At 63.3% G+C, this 14,781-nt stretch carries 16 protein-coding genes and 1 pseudogene; 5 read left to right on the top strand and 12 right to left on the bottom strand.

The genetic code is table 11. The features are described from left to right. Positions 1-45 precede the first annotated feature (45 nt). A complete protein-coding gene (locus AB4136_RS20155; protein ID WP_024925469.1) occupies positions 46-648 on the top strand; it encodes a DUF922 domain-containing protein in 603 nt (200 codons plus the stop codon). Between the two features lie 34 nt (positions 649-682). On the opposite strand, the gene AB4136_RS20150 is transcribed toward AB4136_RS20155, so the two are convergent. Continuing rightward, positions 683-1,744 (bottom strand): endonuclease/exonuclease/phosphatase family protein, encoded by a 1,062-nt coding sequence (locus AB4136_RS20150; protein WP_244431231.1) that lies wholly within the window; start codon positions 1,742-1,744, stop codon positions 683-685. Positions 1,745-1,819: 75 nt separating this feature from the next. Between AB4136_RS20150 and AB4136_RS20145 the strand changes: the two genes are divergently transcribed. Then, a complete protein-coding gene (locus tag AB4136_RS20145; RefSeq protein WP_051504854.1) occupies positions 1,820-2,428 on the top strand; it encodes a DUF922 domain-containing Zn-dependent protease in 609 nt (202 codons plus the stop codon). Positions 2,429-2,499: 71 nt separating this feature from the next. On the opposite strand, the gene AB4136_RS20140 is transcribed toward AB4136_RS20145, so the two are convergent. Beyond that, complete coding sequence (locus AB4136_RS20140) at positions 2,500-3,126, bottom strand: MBL fold metallo-hydrolase (protein WP_024925466.1); 627 nt, start codon at positions 3,124-3,126, stop codon at positions 2,500-2,502. A gap of 216 nt (positions 3,127-3,342) precedes the next feature. On the opposite strand from AB4136_RS20140, the pseudogene AB4136_RS20135 reads away from it, so the two are divergent. Then, positions 3,343-3,442: pseudogene (locus AB4136_RS20135) on the top strand (winged helix-turn-helix transcriptional regulator); the annotation flags it as partial. A gap of 43 nt (positions 3,443-3,485) precedes the next feature. On the opposite strand, the gene AB4136_RS20130 reads toward AB4136_RS20135, so the two are convergent. From AB4136_RS20130 to AB4136_RS20115, 4 genes are all read right to left on the bottom strand, one after another. Beyond that, complete coding sequence (locus tag AB4136_RS20130; protein ID WP_441931565.1) at positions 3,486-4,946, bottom strand: AMP nucleosidase; 1,461 nt, start codon at positions 4,944-4,946, stop codon at positions 3,486-3,488. A 172-nt stretch (positions 4,947-5,118) separates the two neighbouring features. Continuing rightward, entirely contained in the window at positions 5,119-5,313 is a 195-nt protein-coding gene (locus tag AB4136_RS20125; RefSeq protein WP_024925464.1) for a hypothetical protein, read from the bottom strand. Between the two features lie 32 nt (positions 5,314-5,345). Then, positions 5,346-5,504, bottom strand: coding sequence for a hypothetical protein (locus AB4136_RS20120; protein WP_162835303.1), 159 nt, complete (start codon positions 5,502-5,504; stop codon positions 5,346-5,348). A 219-nt stretch (positions 5,505-5,723) separates the two neighbouring features. Beyond that, positions 5,724-6,065: a DUF2147 domain-containing protein gene (locus tag AB4136_RS20115; RefSeq protein WP_024925463.1), complete on the bottom strand. Its 342-nt coding sequence runs from the start codon at positions 6,063-6,065 to the stop codon at positions 5,724-5,726. A gap of 449 nt (positions 6,066-6,514) precedes the next feature. Between AB4136_RS20115 and AB4136_RS20110 the strand changes: the two genes are divergently transcribed. Both AB4136_RS20110 and AB4136_RS20105 read left to right on the top strand, forming a co-directional pair. Then, complete coding sequence (locus tag AB4136_RS20110) at positions 6,515-6,781, top strand: SEL1-like repeat protein (protein WP_024925462.1); 267 nt, start codon at positions 6,515-6,517, stop codon at positions 6,779-6,781. A gap of 319 nt (positions 6,782-7,100) precedes the next feature. Further along, positions 7,101-8,225: an ABC transporter substrate-binding protein gene (locus AB4136_RS20105; RefSeq protein ID WP_024925461.1), complete on the top strand. Its 1,125-nt coding sequence runs from the start codon at positions 7,101-7,103 to the stop codon at positions 8,223-8,225. 90 nt (positions 8,226-8,315) lie between these two features. Here AB4136_RS20105 and AB4136_RS20100 read toward each other — a convergent pair whose 3' ends face one another. The 6 genes from AB4136_RS20100 to AB4136_RS20075 form a co-directional block, all read right to left on the bottom strand. Beyond that, positions 8,316-10,268: an acetyl/propionyl/methylcrotonyl-CoA carboxylase subunit alpha gene (locus AB4136_RS20100; protein WP_024925460.1), complete on the bottom strand. Its 1,953-nt coding sequence runs from the start codon at positions 10,266-10,268 to the stop codon at positions 8,316-8,318. Positions 10,269-10,310: 42 nt separating this feature from the next. After that, on the bottom strand, positions 10,311-10,718 hold the full coding sequence (locus AB4136_RS20095; RefSeq protein WP_024925459.1) for a VOC family protein: 408 nt from the start codon (positions 10,716-10,718) through the stop codon (positions 10,311-10,313). A gap of 88 nt (positions 10,719-10,806) precedes the next feature. Continuing rightward, positions 10,807-11,253: a DUF2019 domain-containing protein gene (locus AB4136_RS20090; RefSeq protein WP_024925458.1), complete on the bottom strand. Its 447-nt coding sequence runs from the start codon at positions 11,251-11,253 to the stop codon at positions 10,807-10,809. Positions 11,254-11,468: 215 nt separating this feature from the next. Continuing rightward, complete coding sequence (locus AB4136_RS20085) at positions 11,469-11,930, bottom strand: hypothetical protein (RefSeq protein ID WP_244431233.1); 462 nt, start codon at positions 11,928-11,930, stop codon at positions 11,469-11,471. A gap of 44 nt (positions 11,931-11,974) precedes the next feature. Continuing rightward, a complete protein-coding gene (locus AB4136_RS20080) occupies positions 11,975-13,582 on the bottom strand; it encodes a carboxyl transferase domain-containing protein (RefSeq protein ID WP_024925456.1) in 1,608 nt (535 codons plus the stop codon). Between the two features lie 12 nt (positions 13,583-13,594). Beyond that, positions 13,595-14,488, bottom strand: coding sequence for a hypothetical protein (locus AB4136_RS20075; protein WP_024925455.1), 894 nt, complete (start codon positions 14,486-14,488; stop codon positions 13,595-13,597). Positions 14,489-14,781 lie beyond the last annotated feature (293 nt).

The following is a 14,781-nucleotide window of genomic DNA, read 5'->3' as shown; positions in this document are numbered from 1 at the left end:
AAAGACGACCATTGAAGGTCTGGCGGAGGGTTGGGAGGAACATTGATGCGTCACGCCGCGGTTCGCTGTCTGGCCGGACTTTTGATTGCAGGAAGCCTGCCCGGCCTCGCCATGGCCGGTGCCAAGGTGGTCGTCCACACCACGAATTACGATATCGCGGGCGACAGCGGTAAGGCGCTGGTCGCCGCCATGGACCAGAGCGGCCCGCGGCACGGCTTCACCACGCGCGCCATCGCCCGCACGTCCTACACCCTCAATTGGGATTACAAGACCGAGCCGTCAGCTGGCGGCTGCCGTTTGCTGCGCGCCGACGGAACCCTGGACCTCACCTACCAATATCCGCGCGTCACCTCGAAAATGTCGCCGGCGCTGCGCAAGCGCTGGCAGGTCTTTTTCGCCGGCGTGCGGGCACATGAGGAAACCCACGGCCGCATCGCCCGCCAGATGGTCGCGGCCGGCGAGCGCTCCGTTTCCGGTCTCAACCTCGCCAACGATCCGCAATGCATCAAGACACGCCGCGAAGCCGAGCGCAGGACCGCCGCCGCCACCGCCGACTACGAAGCCAGGCAGGTCGCCTTCGACATGCGCGAGCACAGCCCTGGCGGCCATGTCCAGAAACTCGTCACCGCCCTGCAGAAAGCGCAATAAGGTCTTCGCCTGAAATCCCGGGAGGCGCCGGCGGTCAGCCGCCGCGTACCAATTTGCGTTGTTCGGGTCGTTCGGCCGAAACAGTCGCCGTTTTCGGTCCGCCCTCCGGTTCCGCCGCCGCCGGCTTCAGCGAGAATTCGACGAGGACCGGCCGGTGGTCCGAGCCGGTGTCTTCCAGAAGCGTGGCCGAGTGGACCACCACGGCGCCCTTGTACAACACCTGGTCGATCGGCAGTCCGGCAAAGGACAAAGCGGCGGGCAGCCTCCGGTAAAACCAGGTCGGGCCGGCGGAGGGCACCAGCGTCAAGGCGCCGGCTCTGGCGAACCGTTGCACCGCCTCGCTCCACGGCACGGCATTGAAATCGCCGGCGACGACGGCGTCTTCGCCCAGTGTTGCCAGCGGGTGGCTCAGGCTGCGGATCTGGCGGAACTGGTTGAACGGCCACGGCCAGCCAATATGGACGGCGGCGACCGCCACTTCCGTGCCGCCGAAGTCGATATGGGCCGTCGCCATCGATCCACGGTCATTGCATTGCGGCTCGCTGCCTTCGACAAAGGGCTGCCTGGACAGCAGCGCCACGCCGAAGAAGCCGTTCGGAAACGGGCAGGCGATGCTGTAGGGATAGACACCGGACAGGAGCTTCAGCTTGCCCGCCCACATGTCGGAAACCTCGTTCAGCGTCACCACGTCCGGCTTGACGCTGTCGATCAGCGACAACACCTTTTCAGGCGTCGGGTTGTTGTAGCGCAGGTTCATCTGCAGCAGCCGGTAGACGGCGCGGTCGTCCGGCTTGGCGGTGAAGCCGGCCTGTGATTTGCCGAGGCCCGGAAGGCTGGTCGTCGTCGCAAGGCAGGCGATCGCAAAAACCAGGAACGGCACCGCCTGCCAGCGCGGGCCGGCAATGATCATCACCAGCGCCAACAAGACGAGCAGCGCCGCGAGGTGGGTGCGGAAATGCGAGAAGGAATCCAACGCCGGATGAAAGGCGCCGAAGAATCCGGCCAGAAGCGCGACGGAGGACGCCACCGCGCAGGCGGCGATCAGGAATTGAAACAGGATACGGGCGCTGTCCATGGCGGTCATAGCTCGAAACATTGCGGCTCATTGATGGTAGGGCAAGCGCTCTCTATGGTGCGCGCGAAAAATGCAATGCCCTATCCTGGAAACGCGATGATCTTGAAGAACGGACTTGTCCTGCTGACGGCTACGGCCGGCTTTGTCTTGGCGGCCTCCTCCGCGCAGGCCGGTGGCCGCACCATCGAACAGGAAAAGCCTTATGCCATCACCGGCGCATCCGGCGCTGAGCTCTACAGTTCCATCGGCCAGAACGGCCCGGCGGTGGGCAGCAGCGGCCGCCGCGTCATCGCCCACACCTTCTTCACGCTCACTTGGTCCAGGAATTACGTGCCGCAGGGCGGCGGCTGCACGCTGGTGTCGGCGACGCCCAAGCTAACCATCACCTATACGCTGCCGAAGCCCGCCAATGCGCTTGCGCCGGCGGTGCAGAAACGCTGGGACGTCTTCATCGACGGCATCCGGCGTCACGAGAAAGTCCATGGCGACCACATGAAGGCGATGTTGAAGCGGATCGAGGCGACGACCATCGGCGTTTCGGTGCCGAATGACCCCGGCTGCCAGAAGATCCGCAAGCAGATCCAGACGCCGCTGTCGGAGGCCTCGCTGGCGCAGCGCCAGGAGAGCAGCGAGTTCGATCGCGTCGAGATGGGGCCGGGCGGCAACATCCAGCGGCTTGTCCTGGGGCTGGTCAACGGCGACTGAGATACTCGGCGAGTGCGAGAGCTGACGGCGACCTTTTCTCCGGTAGCGCGCCTGCCCGGCATCCAGATGCCTTATGCGGTGCGGGGTCGCCACGGCTCGTGCTCGTGCGCGAGCCAGACCAGTTCGGGGTCGAGCGCGCGCACCCGCAGCTGGCCTTCGGTCTGCGGCTCGTCGAGCTCGCCAAACCAGACCGCCACGTCGCCGCCAACGACGACCGGGTGCCCGCCAGTCTCAACGACGACGACCTGCATGCCGGCTGTGTGGCCGGGCGCCGGGACAAGCCGGAGCCCGGGGAGTAGCTCGAGCTCACCGTCGACTGGCACGTACTCCACGCCGGGTGCATCGACCCACTCGCGAATGGTGTAGTCGTCCTCGTTGCGCGCGTTGTCGAGTTCCCGGCGCTGGACGTAGATCGGCTTGCCGGCGAAGAGATGGTTGCCTCCGCAATGGTCGGCGTGCAGGTGCGTGTTGACGACGATGTCGATGCCGGCGAGGTCGAAGTCCTGCTTGCTCAGCGGATACAGGCGCGGACTGAAGGCGGCCACCACTGCCGGGTGCAGCTCCGTCATGCCGGTGTCGACCAGTATGCGCCCGTTGGGATGGTCGATGACGTGCACGTAGACTGGCATTCGCTCGCCCTCGACGAAAAGGTCGGCAACGAGGATTGGCGAGATGGTGATAGAGGCGGGGGCATTCATCTTTTCGTCTCCCTCAACAGTTTTGCACGCTGCTGCGAACAGGGTTTTGGGATCATCTAGATAACGCCGTCGGTCTTGAGCATCCCTCCGCCTCCATCGCTTGCAATCAGCCACGCGCATATCTGCCTGACTGATTGCATCTCGCAACCGGTTGTAGGTTACATAAACTGATTTTATATTGCAATCGGTTTTTGGAGTGCGCGTGAATGCCCTGCGCTGGGCTGCCCGATCAATCGGATTCTCGAGGCCCTGGGGGATCGCTGGAGTCTGATCGTCATCGGCGACCTGATGTTCGGCAACCGCCGTCACTATAGTCGGTTGAGGCCGACGCCGCACACCGCCGCTCGGAGTACGGCCTCCTACTGGAACGCCGTCTCCGAGAAGCTGCGCAGCTTGCGTGAATGCAGCCGCTCCATCGGCATTTCGGCCAGCTTCTGCATGGCGCGAATGCCGATGGTCAGGTGTTGCGCCACCTGCCGCTTGTAGAATTCGGTCGCCATGCCGGGCAGCTTCAGTTCGCCATGCAGCGGCTTGTCGGAAACGCACAGCAGCGTGCCGTAGGGCACGCGGAAGCGGAACCCGTTGGCGGCGATGGTTGCCGATTCCATGTCGAGCGCGATGGCGCGCGATTGCGAAAGCCGCTGCACCGGCCCGCGCTGGTCGCGCAGTTCCCAGTTGCGATTGTCGATGGTGGCGACCGTGCCGGTGCGCATGATGCGCTTGAGGTCGTAGCCGGAAAGCCCGGTCACCTCGGCCACCGCTTCCTCCAGCGCCACCTGCACCTCGGCCAGCGCCGGCACCGGCACCCACACCGGCAGGTCGTCGTCCAGCACATGGTCCTCGCGCACATAGGCATGCGCCAGCACATAGTCGCCCAGCGCCTGCGTGTTGCGCAGGCCGGCGCAGTGGCCAAGCATCAGCCAGGCATGCGGGCGCAGCACGGCGACGTGGTCGGTGATGGTCTTGGCGTTGGACGGACCGACGCCGATATTGACCATGGTGATGCCGCCATGGTCCGGCCGCTTCAGATGATAGGCGGGCATCTGCGGCAGCCGTCCCGGCGCGGTGCCTTCGCTGAGCAGCGGCGTGCCCGGCCTGGTGACGACATTGCCCGGCTCGACGAATTCGGAATAACCCTCGCCACCCTTCGCCATCAACTCGCGCGCCATCGCGCAGAACTCGTCGATGTAGAACTGGTAGTTGGTGAAGAGGACAAAATTCTGGAAATGCTGCGGGCTGGTCGCCGTGTAATGCGTCAGCCTGTGCAGGGAATAGTCGATGCGCTGGGCGGTGAAGGGCGCCAGCGGGCGCGGGTCGCCCAGCGCCACCTCGAAGGTGCCGTTGGCGATCTGATCGTCGGTGCCGTCGAGGTCCGGCACGTCGAACAGGTCACGGATCGGCCGGCGGATGCGCTCGGCGGCGGCACTGTCGACATAGGTTCCTTCCAGGAAGGCGAAATGCAGCGGGATCGGCGTCTCCGATTCCGAAACGATCACCGGCACGCCGTGATTGCGCATGATCAGCCTGAGCTGTTCGGTCAGGTAGCTTTCGAACAGATGCGGTTGGGTGATGGTGGTCGAGAACTGCCCCGGCGTCGGCAGATGGCCGTAGGCCTGGCGCGAGTCGACCTGGGTGAACGAGTTGGTGACGACGCTGACCTCCGGATAGAAGGCGCGGTAGCGCTTGTCGTTGCCGCCGCCGGCGGCAAGTGCCGAGAAGGAGTCGCGCAGGAATTTGGTGTTGCGCTCGTAGAGCACCTTGAGCGCGGCGACGGCCTCGCCGGCATCGTCGAAGGATTGCCGGGCATAGGGCTCCGGCATGACCAGGGTCTCGATGGCTTGTGGATAGATTCGCTTTTCCATGACCCATTATAGAGATGGAACATGACACTGGGGAGGGGCCGCCCCGCCAAAGGCTCATTGGCCCATGCTTTTTTAGTGGTCCGTGTTTTCTAGCTGCCCGTGCTTTTAGCTGATTGAGCAATCAGCTTGATCAGCCGCGCTGCAGGCTGACCAGAAGAACCAGCCCGATGCCGTTCTTCTTGAGTGCCGGCGCCTCGATGGTCGAGCCCGTGCCTGTCCGCATCATCGGCACGGCCAGCACCGGAGCAGCCAGCAGCATCAGGATCAGCATGGCGCGCGGCAACAGCTTCAGAACGGCGACGGTGTTTTCGGCGATGCTGTTCATGGCGGCGGCTTTCGATACGAGGTGTCGGGTGTTCAACGGGTGTAGCTGTCGGGGCAGGCGAGACCGCAGAGCCGCAAGCCGGCCTGATCCCAGGCCCGGGCGGAGCGGCCGTCTCCGGCAACCAGTGTCGCGAAGCCCATGCCGAACAACGTCATCAGCAGGCAGACGATGGTGAAGCGGCGCGCAAGCATTGGTCTCTCCCTCAATGCTGGAGAGAATGCCCGAGCGCGGCTGAACCCCTTCTGAGGCCACCGTTCATCCAGGGTTCAAAATGATTGACGGAAATTCAGATGCAGCGCCCCTTCTCCCGCAAGGGGAGAAGGAGAGGCAACTGCAACCGCAGCTCCCAAAACAAAAGGCGTTCCCGCATGGCGGAAACGCCTTGTCGTCAACCGGGTCTGCTGTTCGGCTTACATCTTGGTCCAGGTCTGGCTCTTGCAGATGAGGCCGCCCAGCACACAGCCGCTCATCTTCAGCGACTTGCCGGAGATCGAGGCCTTGCCGTTGTAGGTCTTGTCGTTCTCCGGATCGGTGATGGTGCCGGCATATTTGCCTTCACCCGTCGATTTGAACGAGCCGATCGTCTTGCCGGCATGCTTGCCGGTCTTCAGCGTGATCGAGAACGAGCCGCTGCCCGAGATCGCCGCCGTGGCACCGGATGCCGTCTTCCAGTTGCCTTCGATCGGGTCGGCCCAGGCCGCGCCCGCCATGATCAATGTGGCCGCAACAGCCAAGCTGAGTTTGCGAAACATTCCTTCCTCCCTGTGCGCTCCGCCGGACCTGCGGGTCCAGCCTCTCCATCCCTCACGCCCAAGCAGGCTAATCCAGTCCCCAATAAAACAAAAGCCGTGCCGCTGGGGAAGGAAAAGCGCTTTTTCATCGGCGTTCGAAAGGGCATTTCGCCGGCTGCTGAGGCATTTCTCAATTCGCGAAGCTTTCGCGTGGTTAGCGAAACCTTGTTTTGCGAGGTTCGGATTTTCGTCGAATTTGAGCGAAAACCCAGCAATCGCGGACTTCCTATCCTTAACGGTTTCTCACGTTTACTTCTTGTTTTAGCTTTGTTTTCTTCCAGTTAAGCAAGCCATTTAACGACGGATTCAAGCGTCCCCTTCATTCTTCGAAGCATCGGAAGAGCGCACACCCACTGAAGAAAAGGGTGGCGGCTTTCAGGAGCAGACAGGGTCAGACAAGGGGATTTGAAATGGCACGTTTCGAGATGCTGGAAGCAGGGTTCGGTACGATGGGCGCAACCGCTCAAGCCGACATTCTCTTCGAACTGGGCATGATGTATGCGACCGGCCGCGACTGCGAGACCGACGTAGTCACGGCTCACAAATGGTTCAACATCGCCGCGATCAAGGGCTCGACCCGCGCCGCGGAACTGCGGTCCGAACTTTCGGCTTCCATGACCAAGGGCGAGATCGCTCATGCCCTGCGCGAAGCCCGCGACTGGATGACCACGCACTGAATTCCGCCCCGCGAGGGGATGGTCTCGCCGCTCCAACGGCGAATTGAAGAAACGGAAGCGGCCAGCAAGGCCGCCCGGCGAAACAGGGAAGGCGGGTCGTTTTCGAAGCCATCTGGCTCGAAACCGCCCCGGCGAAAGAAAACCGCGACCGGTCGTTACAAGACCGGCGCGGTTTTCGCATTTTCGACCCGGCATTTGGCCGGCGCGATTAACCCGACGATTGCAAAAACGCTTCGACGGGCTTGACGAGCGGTGGAATTTTGAGGCCATTCTCGGCCAAGCGTGGCCAGGGGGTTGCGCAAGCCTTGGGAGGTTTAAAGTGAAGAAGACCAAATTTTTGAGCGCTGCCTTGTTCGGCATGGCGCTCAGCGCCTCGGCCGCTTATGCCGAAGACATCACCTTCGCGGTTGTCGGGCCGATGACGGGCCAGCTCGCCACCATCGGCGACCAGTTCAAGCACGGCGCGCAGGCCGCGGCCGACGCCATCAACGCCGCCGGCGGTGTCAACGGACGCCAGATCAAGATCGACATCGAGGATGACCAGTGCGACCCTAAGCAGGCCGTTTCGGTGGCCAACCGCATCGTCGGCAACGGCGTCATGTTCATTGACGGTCACGCCTGCTCGGGCTCGAGCATTCCGGCTTCCGCCGTCTATGCCGAAGCCGGCGCGCTGATGATGAGCCCGGCCTCGTCCAACCCGCTGATGACCGACGACGCCGCCAAGAAGGGCTGGTCGACGATCATGCGCCTCTACACCCGTGACGACGCCCAGGGCGCCTTCATCGGTCCGTGGATTGCCAAGAAGTATGCCGGCAAGAACGTCGTCGTGCTGCACGACAAGAGCGCCTATGGCCAGGGTGTCGCCGACGCCGTGAAGGCGACGATGAACGCGGGCGGCCTGAAGGAAGTGCTCTATGAAGGCATCAATTCCGGCGAGAAGGACTATTCGGCACTGGTCACCAAGCTGAAGAACCTGAAGGCCGATGTCGTCTATTTCGGCGGCTATCATCCGGAGGCCGGCCTCATCCTGCGCCAGTCGGCCGAGCAGAACTTCAAGTACCAGCTGATCATGCCGGACTCCATCGCCTCGCCGGAATTCTGGCAGGTTGCCGGCCCGGCTGGCGAAGGCACGATGTTCGTGTTCCCGGCTGACCCGCAGGCCCGCCCGGAAGCCAAGGAAGCGATTGAGAAGATCAAGGCCAAGGGCTTCGTGCCGGAAGGCTTCACGCTGTTCTCCTACGCCACGATCCAGGCTTTCGCCGAAGGCATCAAGCGCGCCGGCAGCGACGATCCGGGCAAGGTTGCCGCCGCGCTGAAGGACGGCAAGCCGATCAGCACCGTGGTTGGCGAAGTCATCTTCGACGAAAAGGGTGACCTGAAGAACGCCAAGTACGACATCAACCAGTGGCATGAAGGCAAGTACGCGCCGATCAAGGTCGACTGATCCCGCATGGGATGATTGATGAAAGCGGAATGGCCGGGCTTGTCCCGGCCATTTTGTTTGCTGGAGATCGTGGCGTGGATCGTCGGCGGCTCAGGCCTCCGTCTCGGCGAACCGCACCAGCACCGTTCCGTCCGTCACCTGCGCGCCCTCCGTAGCGATCTCGGCGATGGTGCCGTCATGCGGGGCGGCGATGGTGTGCTCCATCTTCATCGCTTCCAGGATGAGCAGCGGCTGCCCCTTGACCACCACGTCGCCAGCCACCGAGCGCACCACCTTGACCAGCCCCGGCATCGGCGCACGCAGATTGCCGACACCCGCGCCGGCATCATCAGCCTTGGCCAGCGGATCCGGCACGCCGAAACTATAGCCCGTGGCGCCGGCAAAGACGGTGACGTGGCCGGGCCAGCGCGCCAGCCGCTTGCCGCCGCCGGCCCGCAAGGCGTGCACGCCCGTCTCGGTCGCGACATCGAAGCCACCGTCGTCGCGCGCGGTGATGCGGGCAGCGATTTCCTCGTCGCCGGCTTTCAGCCTGATGCGGCGCGCGCCGGCGTGGAAATGCGCGTAGCCGACAAGTGACGACCATGGGTCGGAACCGTTTCGAGGGATGGAGACGTCCGCCGCCGCAAGTGCTGCCGTCGCGATGACATCGTCGCCGGGAAGGGCGATCGCCGTCAAAGCCTCCTGCTTGCGGCCGATAAGGCCGGTGTCGACATCGCCGGCGGCGAAATCCTCATCGGCGGCCAGCGCAGCCAGGAAGGCGGTGTTGGTGACAGAGCCGGCGATTTCGGTACCGGCCAGCGCTTCGCCGAGCGCGGCCAGCGCGCTCGCGCGGTCGGGCCCATGCACGACAAGCTTGGCGATCATCGGGTCGTAATAGGGCGAGATGGCATCGCCCTGGCGCACGCCTGTCTCGACGCGCATGCTGGCACCCGCCGGCGCGGTCTCGGGAAAGCGCAGGTGATGCAGCGTGCCGATCGCCGGCAGAAAGCCCTTGGTCGCATCCTCGGCATAGAGCCGCGCCTCGAAGGCATGGCCGGAAAGCGCGATCTCGTCCTGGGCCTTCGGCAGCTTTTCGCCGGAAGCCACGCGCAGCTGCCATTCGACGAGGTCGACGCCGGTGATCATTTCCGTCACCGGATGTTCGACCTGTAGGCGCGTGTTCATCTCCATGAACCAGAAGCGGTCGGCCAACAGTCCCTTCGAGGCGTCGACGATGAACTCGATGGTGCCGGCGCCGGAATACTGGATCGCCTTGGCGGCCTTCACCGCGGCATCGGTCATCGCCTTGCGCAGCGCCGGCGTCATATCGGGCGCCGGCGCCTCCTCGATCACCTTCTGATGGCGCCGCTGCGCCGAGCAGTCGCGCTCGTAAAGATGCACGGCATTGCCGAAATTATCGCCGAACACCTGCACCTCGATATGGCGCGGCTTGTCGACATATTTCTCGACCAGCACGCGGTCGTCGCCGAAGGCGGCCTTGGCCTCGCGCCGCGCGCCGGACAGTGCCTCGGAAAAATCATCGGGATGATCGACCCGGCGCATGCCCTTGCCGCCGCCGCCGGCGCGCGCCTTGATCAGCACCGGATAGCCGATCTCGCGCGCCTTGGTGGCCAACAGCACGATGTCCTGCGCCTCGCCGTGATAGCCGGGCACGACAGGCACGCCGGCCTTTTCCATCAGCCGCTTAGCAGCATCCTTGAGGCCCATGGCGCGGATGGACGCGGCCGACGGGCCGATGAAGACCAGCCCCGCCGCCGCCACCTGATCGACGAAATTCGGGTTTTCCGAAAGGAAGCCGTAGCCGGGGTGAATGGCCTCGGCACCCGTCTGCTTTGCCGCCGCGATGATGCGCTCGGCCCTAAGATAGCTCTCGCCGACCGGGGAGGCGCCGATATGGACCGCCTCGTCGGCCATGGCGACATGCAGGGAGGCGGCGTCGGCGTCGGAATAGACGGCGACCGTATCGATGCCCAGCTTGCGCGCGGTACGGATGATGCGGCACGCGATCTCGCCACGGTTGGCGATCAGGATCTTCGAAAACATCGGGGCCTCCAATGGTAAGGGCAATTAAGGTGCCGGACTTGATTATTTCGGCGTAATCACCACCGACGGCGCCGAGCGCTCGAAGGGGCCATGGTGGACGGCCTCGATGTTATTGCCGTCCGGGTCGAACAGGAAGGCGGCGTAGTAGCCGGGGTGATAGCTGCGCTCGCCCGGTCCGCCATTGTCCCTGCCGCCGGCGGCAAGGCCCGCCTGGTAGAATTTCGCCACCGTCTCGCGATCGGGCACCTGGAAGGCGAGATGCACGCGCGAGGTCTGGCCGCTGGCGGCGTCGATCCACAATTCGTCGGCCGAGAAGAAGGTCTCGCCCTCATGAATGGAGGAGGCGTGGCCGATGGCTTCGAGTACTGCGCGGTAGAAGCGCCTGGTCGTTTCAAGGTCGGCCGCGCGCAGATGGATATGGTCGATCAGGCGGCCGCGATGGAATTGCATCGGTAGTCTTTCCTCGTGTTGGTACCGGGTAGTTGTGGTGCTGCCGGCGCGCCATCGCGCGCCGGTCGCGTCTTCGATTGTTCCGCTGCTAGTCTGGCCGCCTCGGCAGCTCGATCCCATAGGTGCGCAACGGCTCGATGAGCTTATTGTGGTCGAAATCCTTGACGCCGAAGTATTCGTAGAGTTTCCAGCCGGCAGAAAGGCCAACGGCGACATATCCCTTTTTCGGGTCTTTCGGCATCCAATTGGCGACCAGAGATCCGAGTACAGGAATGGCTTTTTTGGGCGCCCACCCCATAACTCGGCCGGCCGCGCGCAGGCGCACTTCGGGCATCTCATGTGTCATCAGACGCTCAAGTGTATCGCGCCCGATTGGGGAGTTAACAAGCTCATCCAGCACGAGCCGCATCCGATCCACCTGACGGTTTCCTGCACGCGTGTCCTCGCGCTCCCGTGCGGCAATCTCGAGCTCATTGGCTTCGATCAGACGACTAACGAGGGTCGTGATACGCGCATCGGTAACGGGAGAGGCCATGGGCGAACTCCTTCCGGACGGGTTCGGAACGGCGGCCATAGGAGACCTCGCATCCCAAACACGCCGAACGTCGCGTCCGGGATTTGCACGTCGAATGCGGCGCTCGGGCCGAGCATCGACACTTGCCCCGTAGTGCCGGCCGCCACCATCATGGCAAGGCCGGCACGCAGCTGGACTTAGCAACGCGGCTTTGCGGCCGGAGAGACGCGCGCGGCTTACTTCGAAGCCGCGATCTCGCAGCTGCCGCCTATGTTGATCTTGCCCTTGTAACTGTCGCGGGTCCTCACGCAGCTTGCCATCGCCTTTTCTTCCGCAGCCGCCTGCGTCTTTGCGTTCAACGAATTGCCGCAAATGACGAAGATATCCCGCACGCGAGAATAGGGCGTGATTGCGTAGGCTGAGTGGCCTCCAGCCGCCACATAGGCCTTCCACGCTTTGGTGCAGGGGTCTTTCGGATTGTCCGGCAAAGTCGGAGGGAACCGCTTGTCGCCCTGATTTCCCGCCAATGATCCGGCGGTTGTTATGTTTGAAGTCGCTGCAAGAAGCATGCAAGCCAGAACGGAAATATTCAAAGAACGAAGATGTCGCAAATTTATCCCCATGTGCCCAATATTGAACACCGTAATCAATAGAAGAAATTGTCGCTGTCGGGCAATGCAATTCTTCGACTGGCCCATTTGAACAGCACTGTATTGGCTTCGGTGAAAACAAGTGCACGGCGTCACATCCTGAACACGCCGAATTTCGTGTCGGGGATCGGCGCGTTGAGCGCGGCCGACAGCGAAAGCGCCAGCACCTCGCGTGACCTTACCGGGTCGATGATGCCGTCGTCCCAAAGCCTTGCGGATGAATAGAGCGGGTGGCCCTCGCGCTCGTATTTTTCCAGCGTTGGGCGCTTGAATTCGGCCTCTTCCGCGGCCGTCCAGCTGCCGCCCTTGCGCTCGATGTTCTCGCGCCGCACCAGCGCCAGCACCATCGCCGCCTGCTCGCCGCCCATCACCGAGATGCGCGCATTGGGCCACATCCACAGGAAGCGGGGCGAATAGGCGCGCCCGCACATGCCGTAATTGCCGGCGCCGAACGAGCCGCCGATGATCATCGTCACCTTCGGCACCTGCGCGGTCGCCACCGCCGTCACCAGCTTGGCGCCATCCTTGGCGATGCCGCCGGCCTCGTATTTCTTGCCGACCATGAAGCCGGTGATGTTCTGCAGGAACACCAGCGGGATCTTGCGCTGGCAGCACAGTTCGATGAAATGTGCGCCCTTCACAGCGCTCTCCGAAAACAGCACGCCATTGTTGGCGATGATGCCGACAGGCATGCCATGGATATGGGCAAAGCCGGTGACCAGCGTGGTGCCGTAATTCTGCTTGAACTCGTCCAGCTCCGAGCCGTCGACGATGCGCGCGATCACCTCGCGCACGTCATAGGGCTGGCGCAGATCCGTCGGCACGATGCCGAGGATTTCGCGTGGGTCGTAGAGCGGCGCCACGGGCTGGCGCAAGTCGAGGCCGCTCTCCTTTTTGCGGTTGAGGTTGCGCACGATGCGGCGGCAGATCGCCAGCGCGTGTTCGTCGTCCATCGCATAGTGGTCGGCGACGCCGCTTTGGCGCGTGTGCAAATCGGCGCCGCCCAGTTCCTCGGCGCTGACATCCTCGCCGGTCGCCGCCTTAACCAGCGGCGGGCCGCCGAGGAAGATGGTCGCTTGCTTGCGCACCATGATCGATTCATCCGCCATCGCCGGTACATAGGCGCCGCCGGCCGTGCAGGAACCCATCACGCAGGCGATCTGCGGGATGCCGGCGGCGCTCATATTGGCCTGGTTGTAGAAGATGCGGCCGAAATGCTCGCGGTCGGGAAACACCTCGTCCTGGTTGGGCAGGTTGGCGCCGCCGGAATCGACCAGATAGACGCAAGGCAACCTGTTCTGCAGCGCGATCTCCTGCGCCCTGAGGTGCTTCTTCACCGTGACGGGATAATAGGTACCACCCTTCACGGTAGCGTCGTTCACCACCACCATCACCTCGCGGCCTTCGATGCGTCCGATGCCGGCGATCATGCCGGCGGCGGAAATGGCATCGTCATACATGCCCCAGGCGGCGAACTGGCCGATCTCCAGGAAGGGCGAGCCGGTGTCCAGGAGTTGCGCCAGCCGGTCGCGAGGCAACAGCTTGCCGCGCTGGGTGTGGCGGGCGCGCGCCTCTTCCGTCCCGCCGCGTTGGACCGTTGCCGCCTTGTCCGAAATGTCGGCGACCAGCGCCCGCATGCGCTCGGCATTGGCGCGGAAGGTTTCGGAGGAGGTGGAGACCGAAGAGGTGAGCGCTGGCATTAAGACCTCGTTTCAAATGGGTTCGTGCACGACCGCGAGCTTGCCGCCGCGCCGCTCGTAAAGCAGCGGCGACATGATATTCTGGTCGTCCTTGGTGAACTCGTCCATGAGCTGGCGCGCCATTTGCAGCCCTTGCGGCGCATTCTTGTTGAACGCGATGACGAAGTCGCGCTCCGGCACGCCCAGAAAATAGCCGCCGGGGAATCTCTTGGCGACATAACCGTGGAACCAGTCCGACAGCAGCAGGGCGGCCGAAAGCGGCGCATTGCCGTCGATCTCGAACACCGACACATCGTCGCCGATCCGCTGCTCGATCACCTTCTTGATCTGCTCTTTCAGGTTCTTGCGGCCGAGTTCGGCAAGTTCCTCGAGGCTGCGGCCGCCGGTTTCCGAGCGGTCGAGCGTGCGCAGCGCCGTCGGCTCGTCCATCTGGTAGAGCACGATCAGATCGCCAGCCAGTTCCTGGAAAACCGCGCGCTTTGTCAGGTCTCCCCCGCTTTGCATGAGGTAGCCCTTGGAGCGCACATTGGCGAAAATCCGCGCCGGATCGCTGGTGTACCCCTCTTGCAGGGTGGCGAAAGCGCCGATGAAGGTCTCGATCGCTTCTCCGGCCTCCGCCGGTGGAAGGCCCCGGACCTGGTCGAGCAGGTAGGTCACGTCGATGCGGATGCGGCCGCCTTCGCCGTTCTTGCGCGAAAGATCGATCTGCGCGGGGTCGTCGGGATTGGGCTTGATGTCGACAAAGCGGCCATCCTTGCGCAGGCGCTTTTCTACCGCCGCCGCCAGCTGCTCGACCGTTGCATAACCCTGCTGCTGCGCCGCCGAGACCGGGCTCGAAACCGCGAGCGGAACCGCGACCAGAAGCCCGAGCGGGATCAATAGCTTCAAGAGCTGTTTCAGTTTCATGATGTCCCCCCAATACGCTCCATTTGAACGTATGAGGAACTTATAGGGAACATTTCGGCGTTTTACTATAGTTTCGTCGCGATTTCTCGGCAGACCGGCCTTGCGGCGCAAATCGTTTCGATGTATTGGCCACGCCCCGCGCGAAGCCTCGTCTGTCTGGTCGCGCATGACACTGTGATGGAGGCGACGATGAAAAGCAGAATTCTGCTTTCCCGCGAATGTCTGCCTCGGGCGTGCGAGCAAGCCGCCTGAGGGCGGCGACTTTTTAGCCAGAAACATCAGCAAGTTTGAGG

Source organism: Mesorhizobium sp. 2RAF21, assembly GCF_052115345.1.
In the GTDB taxonomy this organism is placed as follows: Bacteria; Pseudomonadota; Alphaproteobacteria; order Rhizobiales; family Rhizobiaceae; genus Mesorhizobium; species Mesorhizobium terrae.
This window is presented reverse-complemented; position numbering and strand designations above follow the sequence as displayed.

Coding starts and splice junctions, on each gene's coding strand:
- AB4136_RS20095 (WP_024925459.1), bottom strand. CDS start 10,718: ATGCAATTCCATCGCGGCCGCCTGATCGACCATATCCATCTGCGCGCG.
- AB4136_RS20145 (WP_051504854.1), top strand. CDS start 1,820: ATGATCTTGAAGAACGGACTTGTCCTGCTGACGGCTACGGCCGGCTTT.
- AB4136_RS20100 (WP_024925460.1), bottom strand. CDS start 10,268: ATGTTTTCGAAGATCCTGATCGCCAACCGTGGCGAGATCGCGTGCCGC.
- AB4136_RS20155 (WP_024925469.1), top strand. CDS start 46: ATGCGTCACGCCGCGGTTCGCTGTCTGGCCGGACTTTTGATTGCAGGA.
- AB4136_RS20125 (WP_024925464.1), bottom strand. CDS start 5,313: ATGAACAGCATCGCCGAAAACACCGTCGCCGTTCTGAAGCTGTTGCCG.
- AB4136_RS20120 (WP_162835303.1), bottom strand. CDS start 5,504: ATGCTTGCGCGCCGCTTCACCATCGTCTGCCTGCTGATGACGTTGTTC.
- AB4136_RS20080 (WP_024925456.1), bottom strand. CDS start 13,582: ATGCCAGCGCTCACCTCTTCGGTCTCCACCTCCTCCGAAACCTTCCGC.
- AB4136_RS20150 (WP_244431231.1), bottom strand. CDS start 1,744: ATGTTTCGAGCTATGACCGCCATGGACAGCGCCCGTATCCTGTTTCAA.
- AB4136_RS20075 (WP_024925455.1), bottom strand. CDS start 14,488: ATGAAACTGAAACAGCTCTTGAAGCTATTGATCCCGCTCGGGCTTCTG.
- AB4136_RS20115 (WP_024925463.1), bottom strand. CDS start 6,065: ATGTTTCGCAAACTCAGCTTGGCTGTTGCGGCCACATTGATCATGGCG.
- AB4136_RS20140 (WP_024925466.1), bottom strand. CDS start 3,126: ATGAATGCCCCCGCCTCTATCACCATCTCGCCAATCCTCGTTGCCGAC.
- AB4136_RS20110 (WP_024925462.1), top strand. CDS start 6,515: ATGGCACGTTTCGAGATGCTGGAAGCAGGGTTCGGTACGATGGGCGCA.
- AB4136_RS20130 (WP_441931565.1), bottom strand. CDS start 4,946: ATGCCGGAGCCCTATGCCCGGCAATCCTTCGACGATGCCGGCGAGGCC.
- AB4136_RS20085 (WP_244431233.1), bottom strand. CDS start 11,930: ATGGGCCAGTCGAAGAATTGCATTGCCCGACAGCGACAATTTCTTCTA.
- AB4136_RS20090 (WP_024925458.1), bottom strand. CDS start 11,253: ATGGCCTCTCCCGTTACCGATGCGCGTATCACGACCCTCGTTAGTCGT.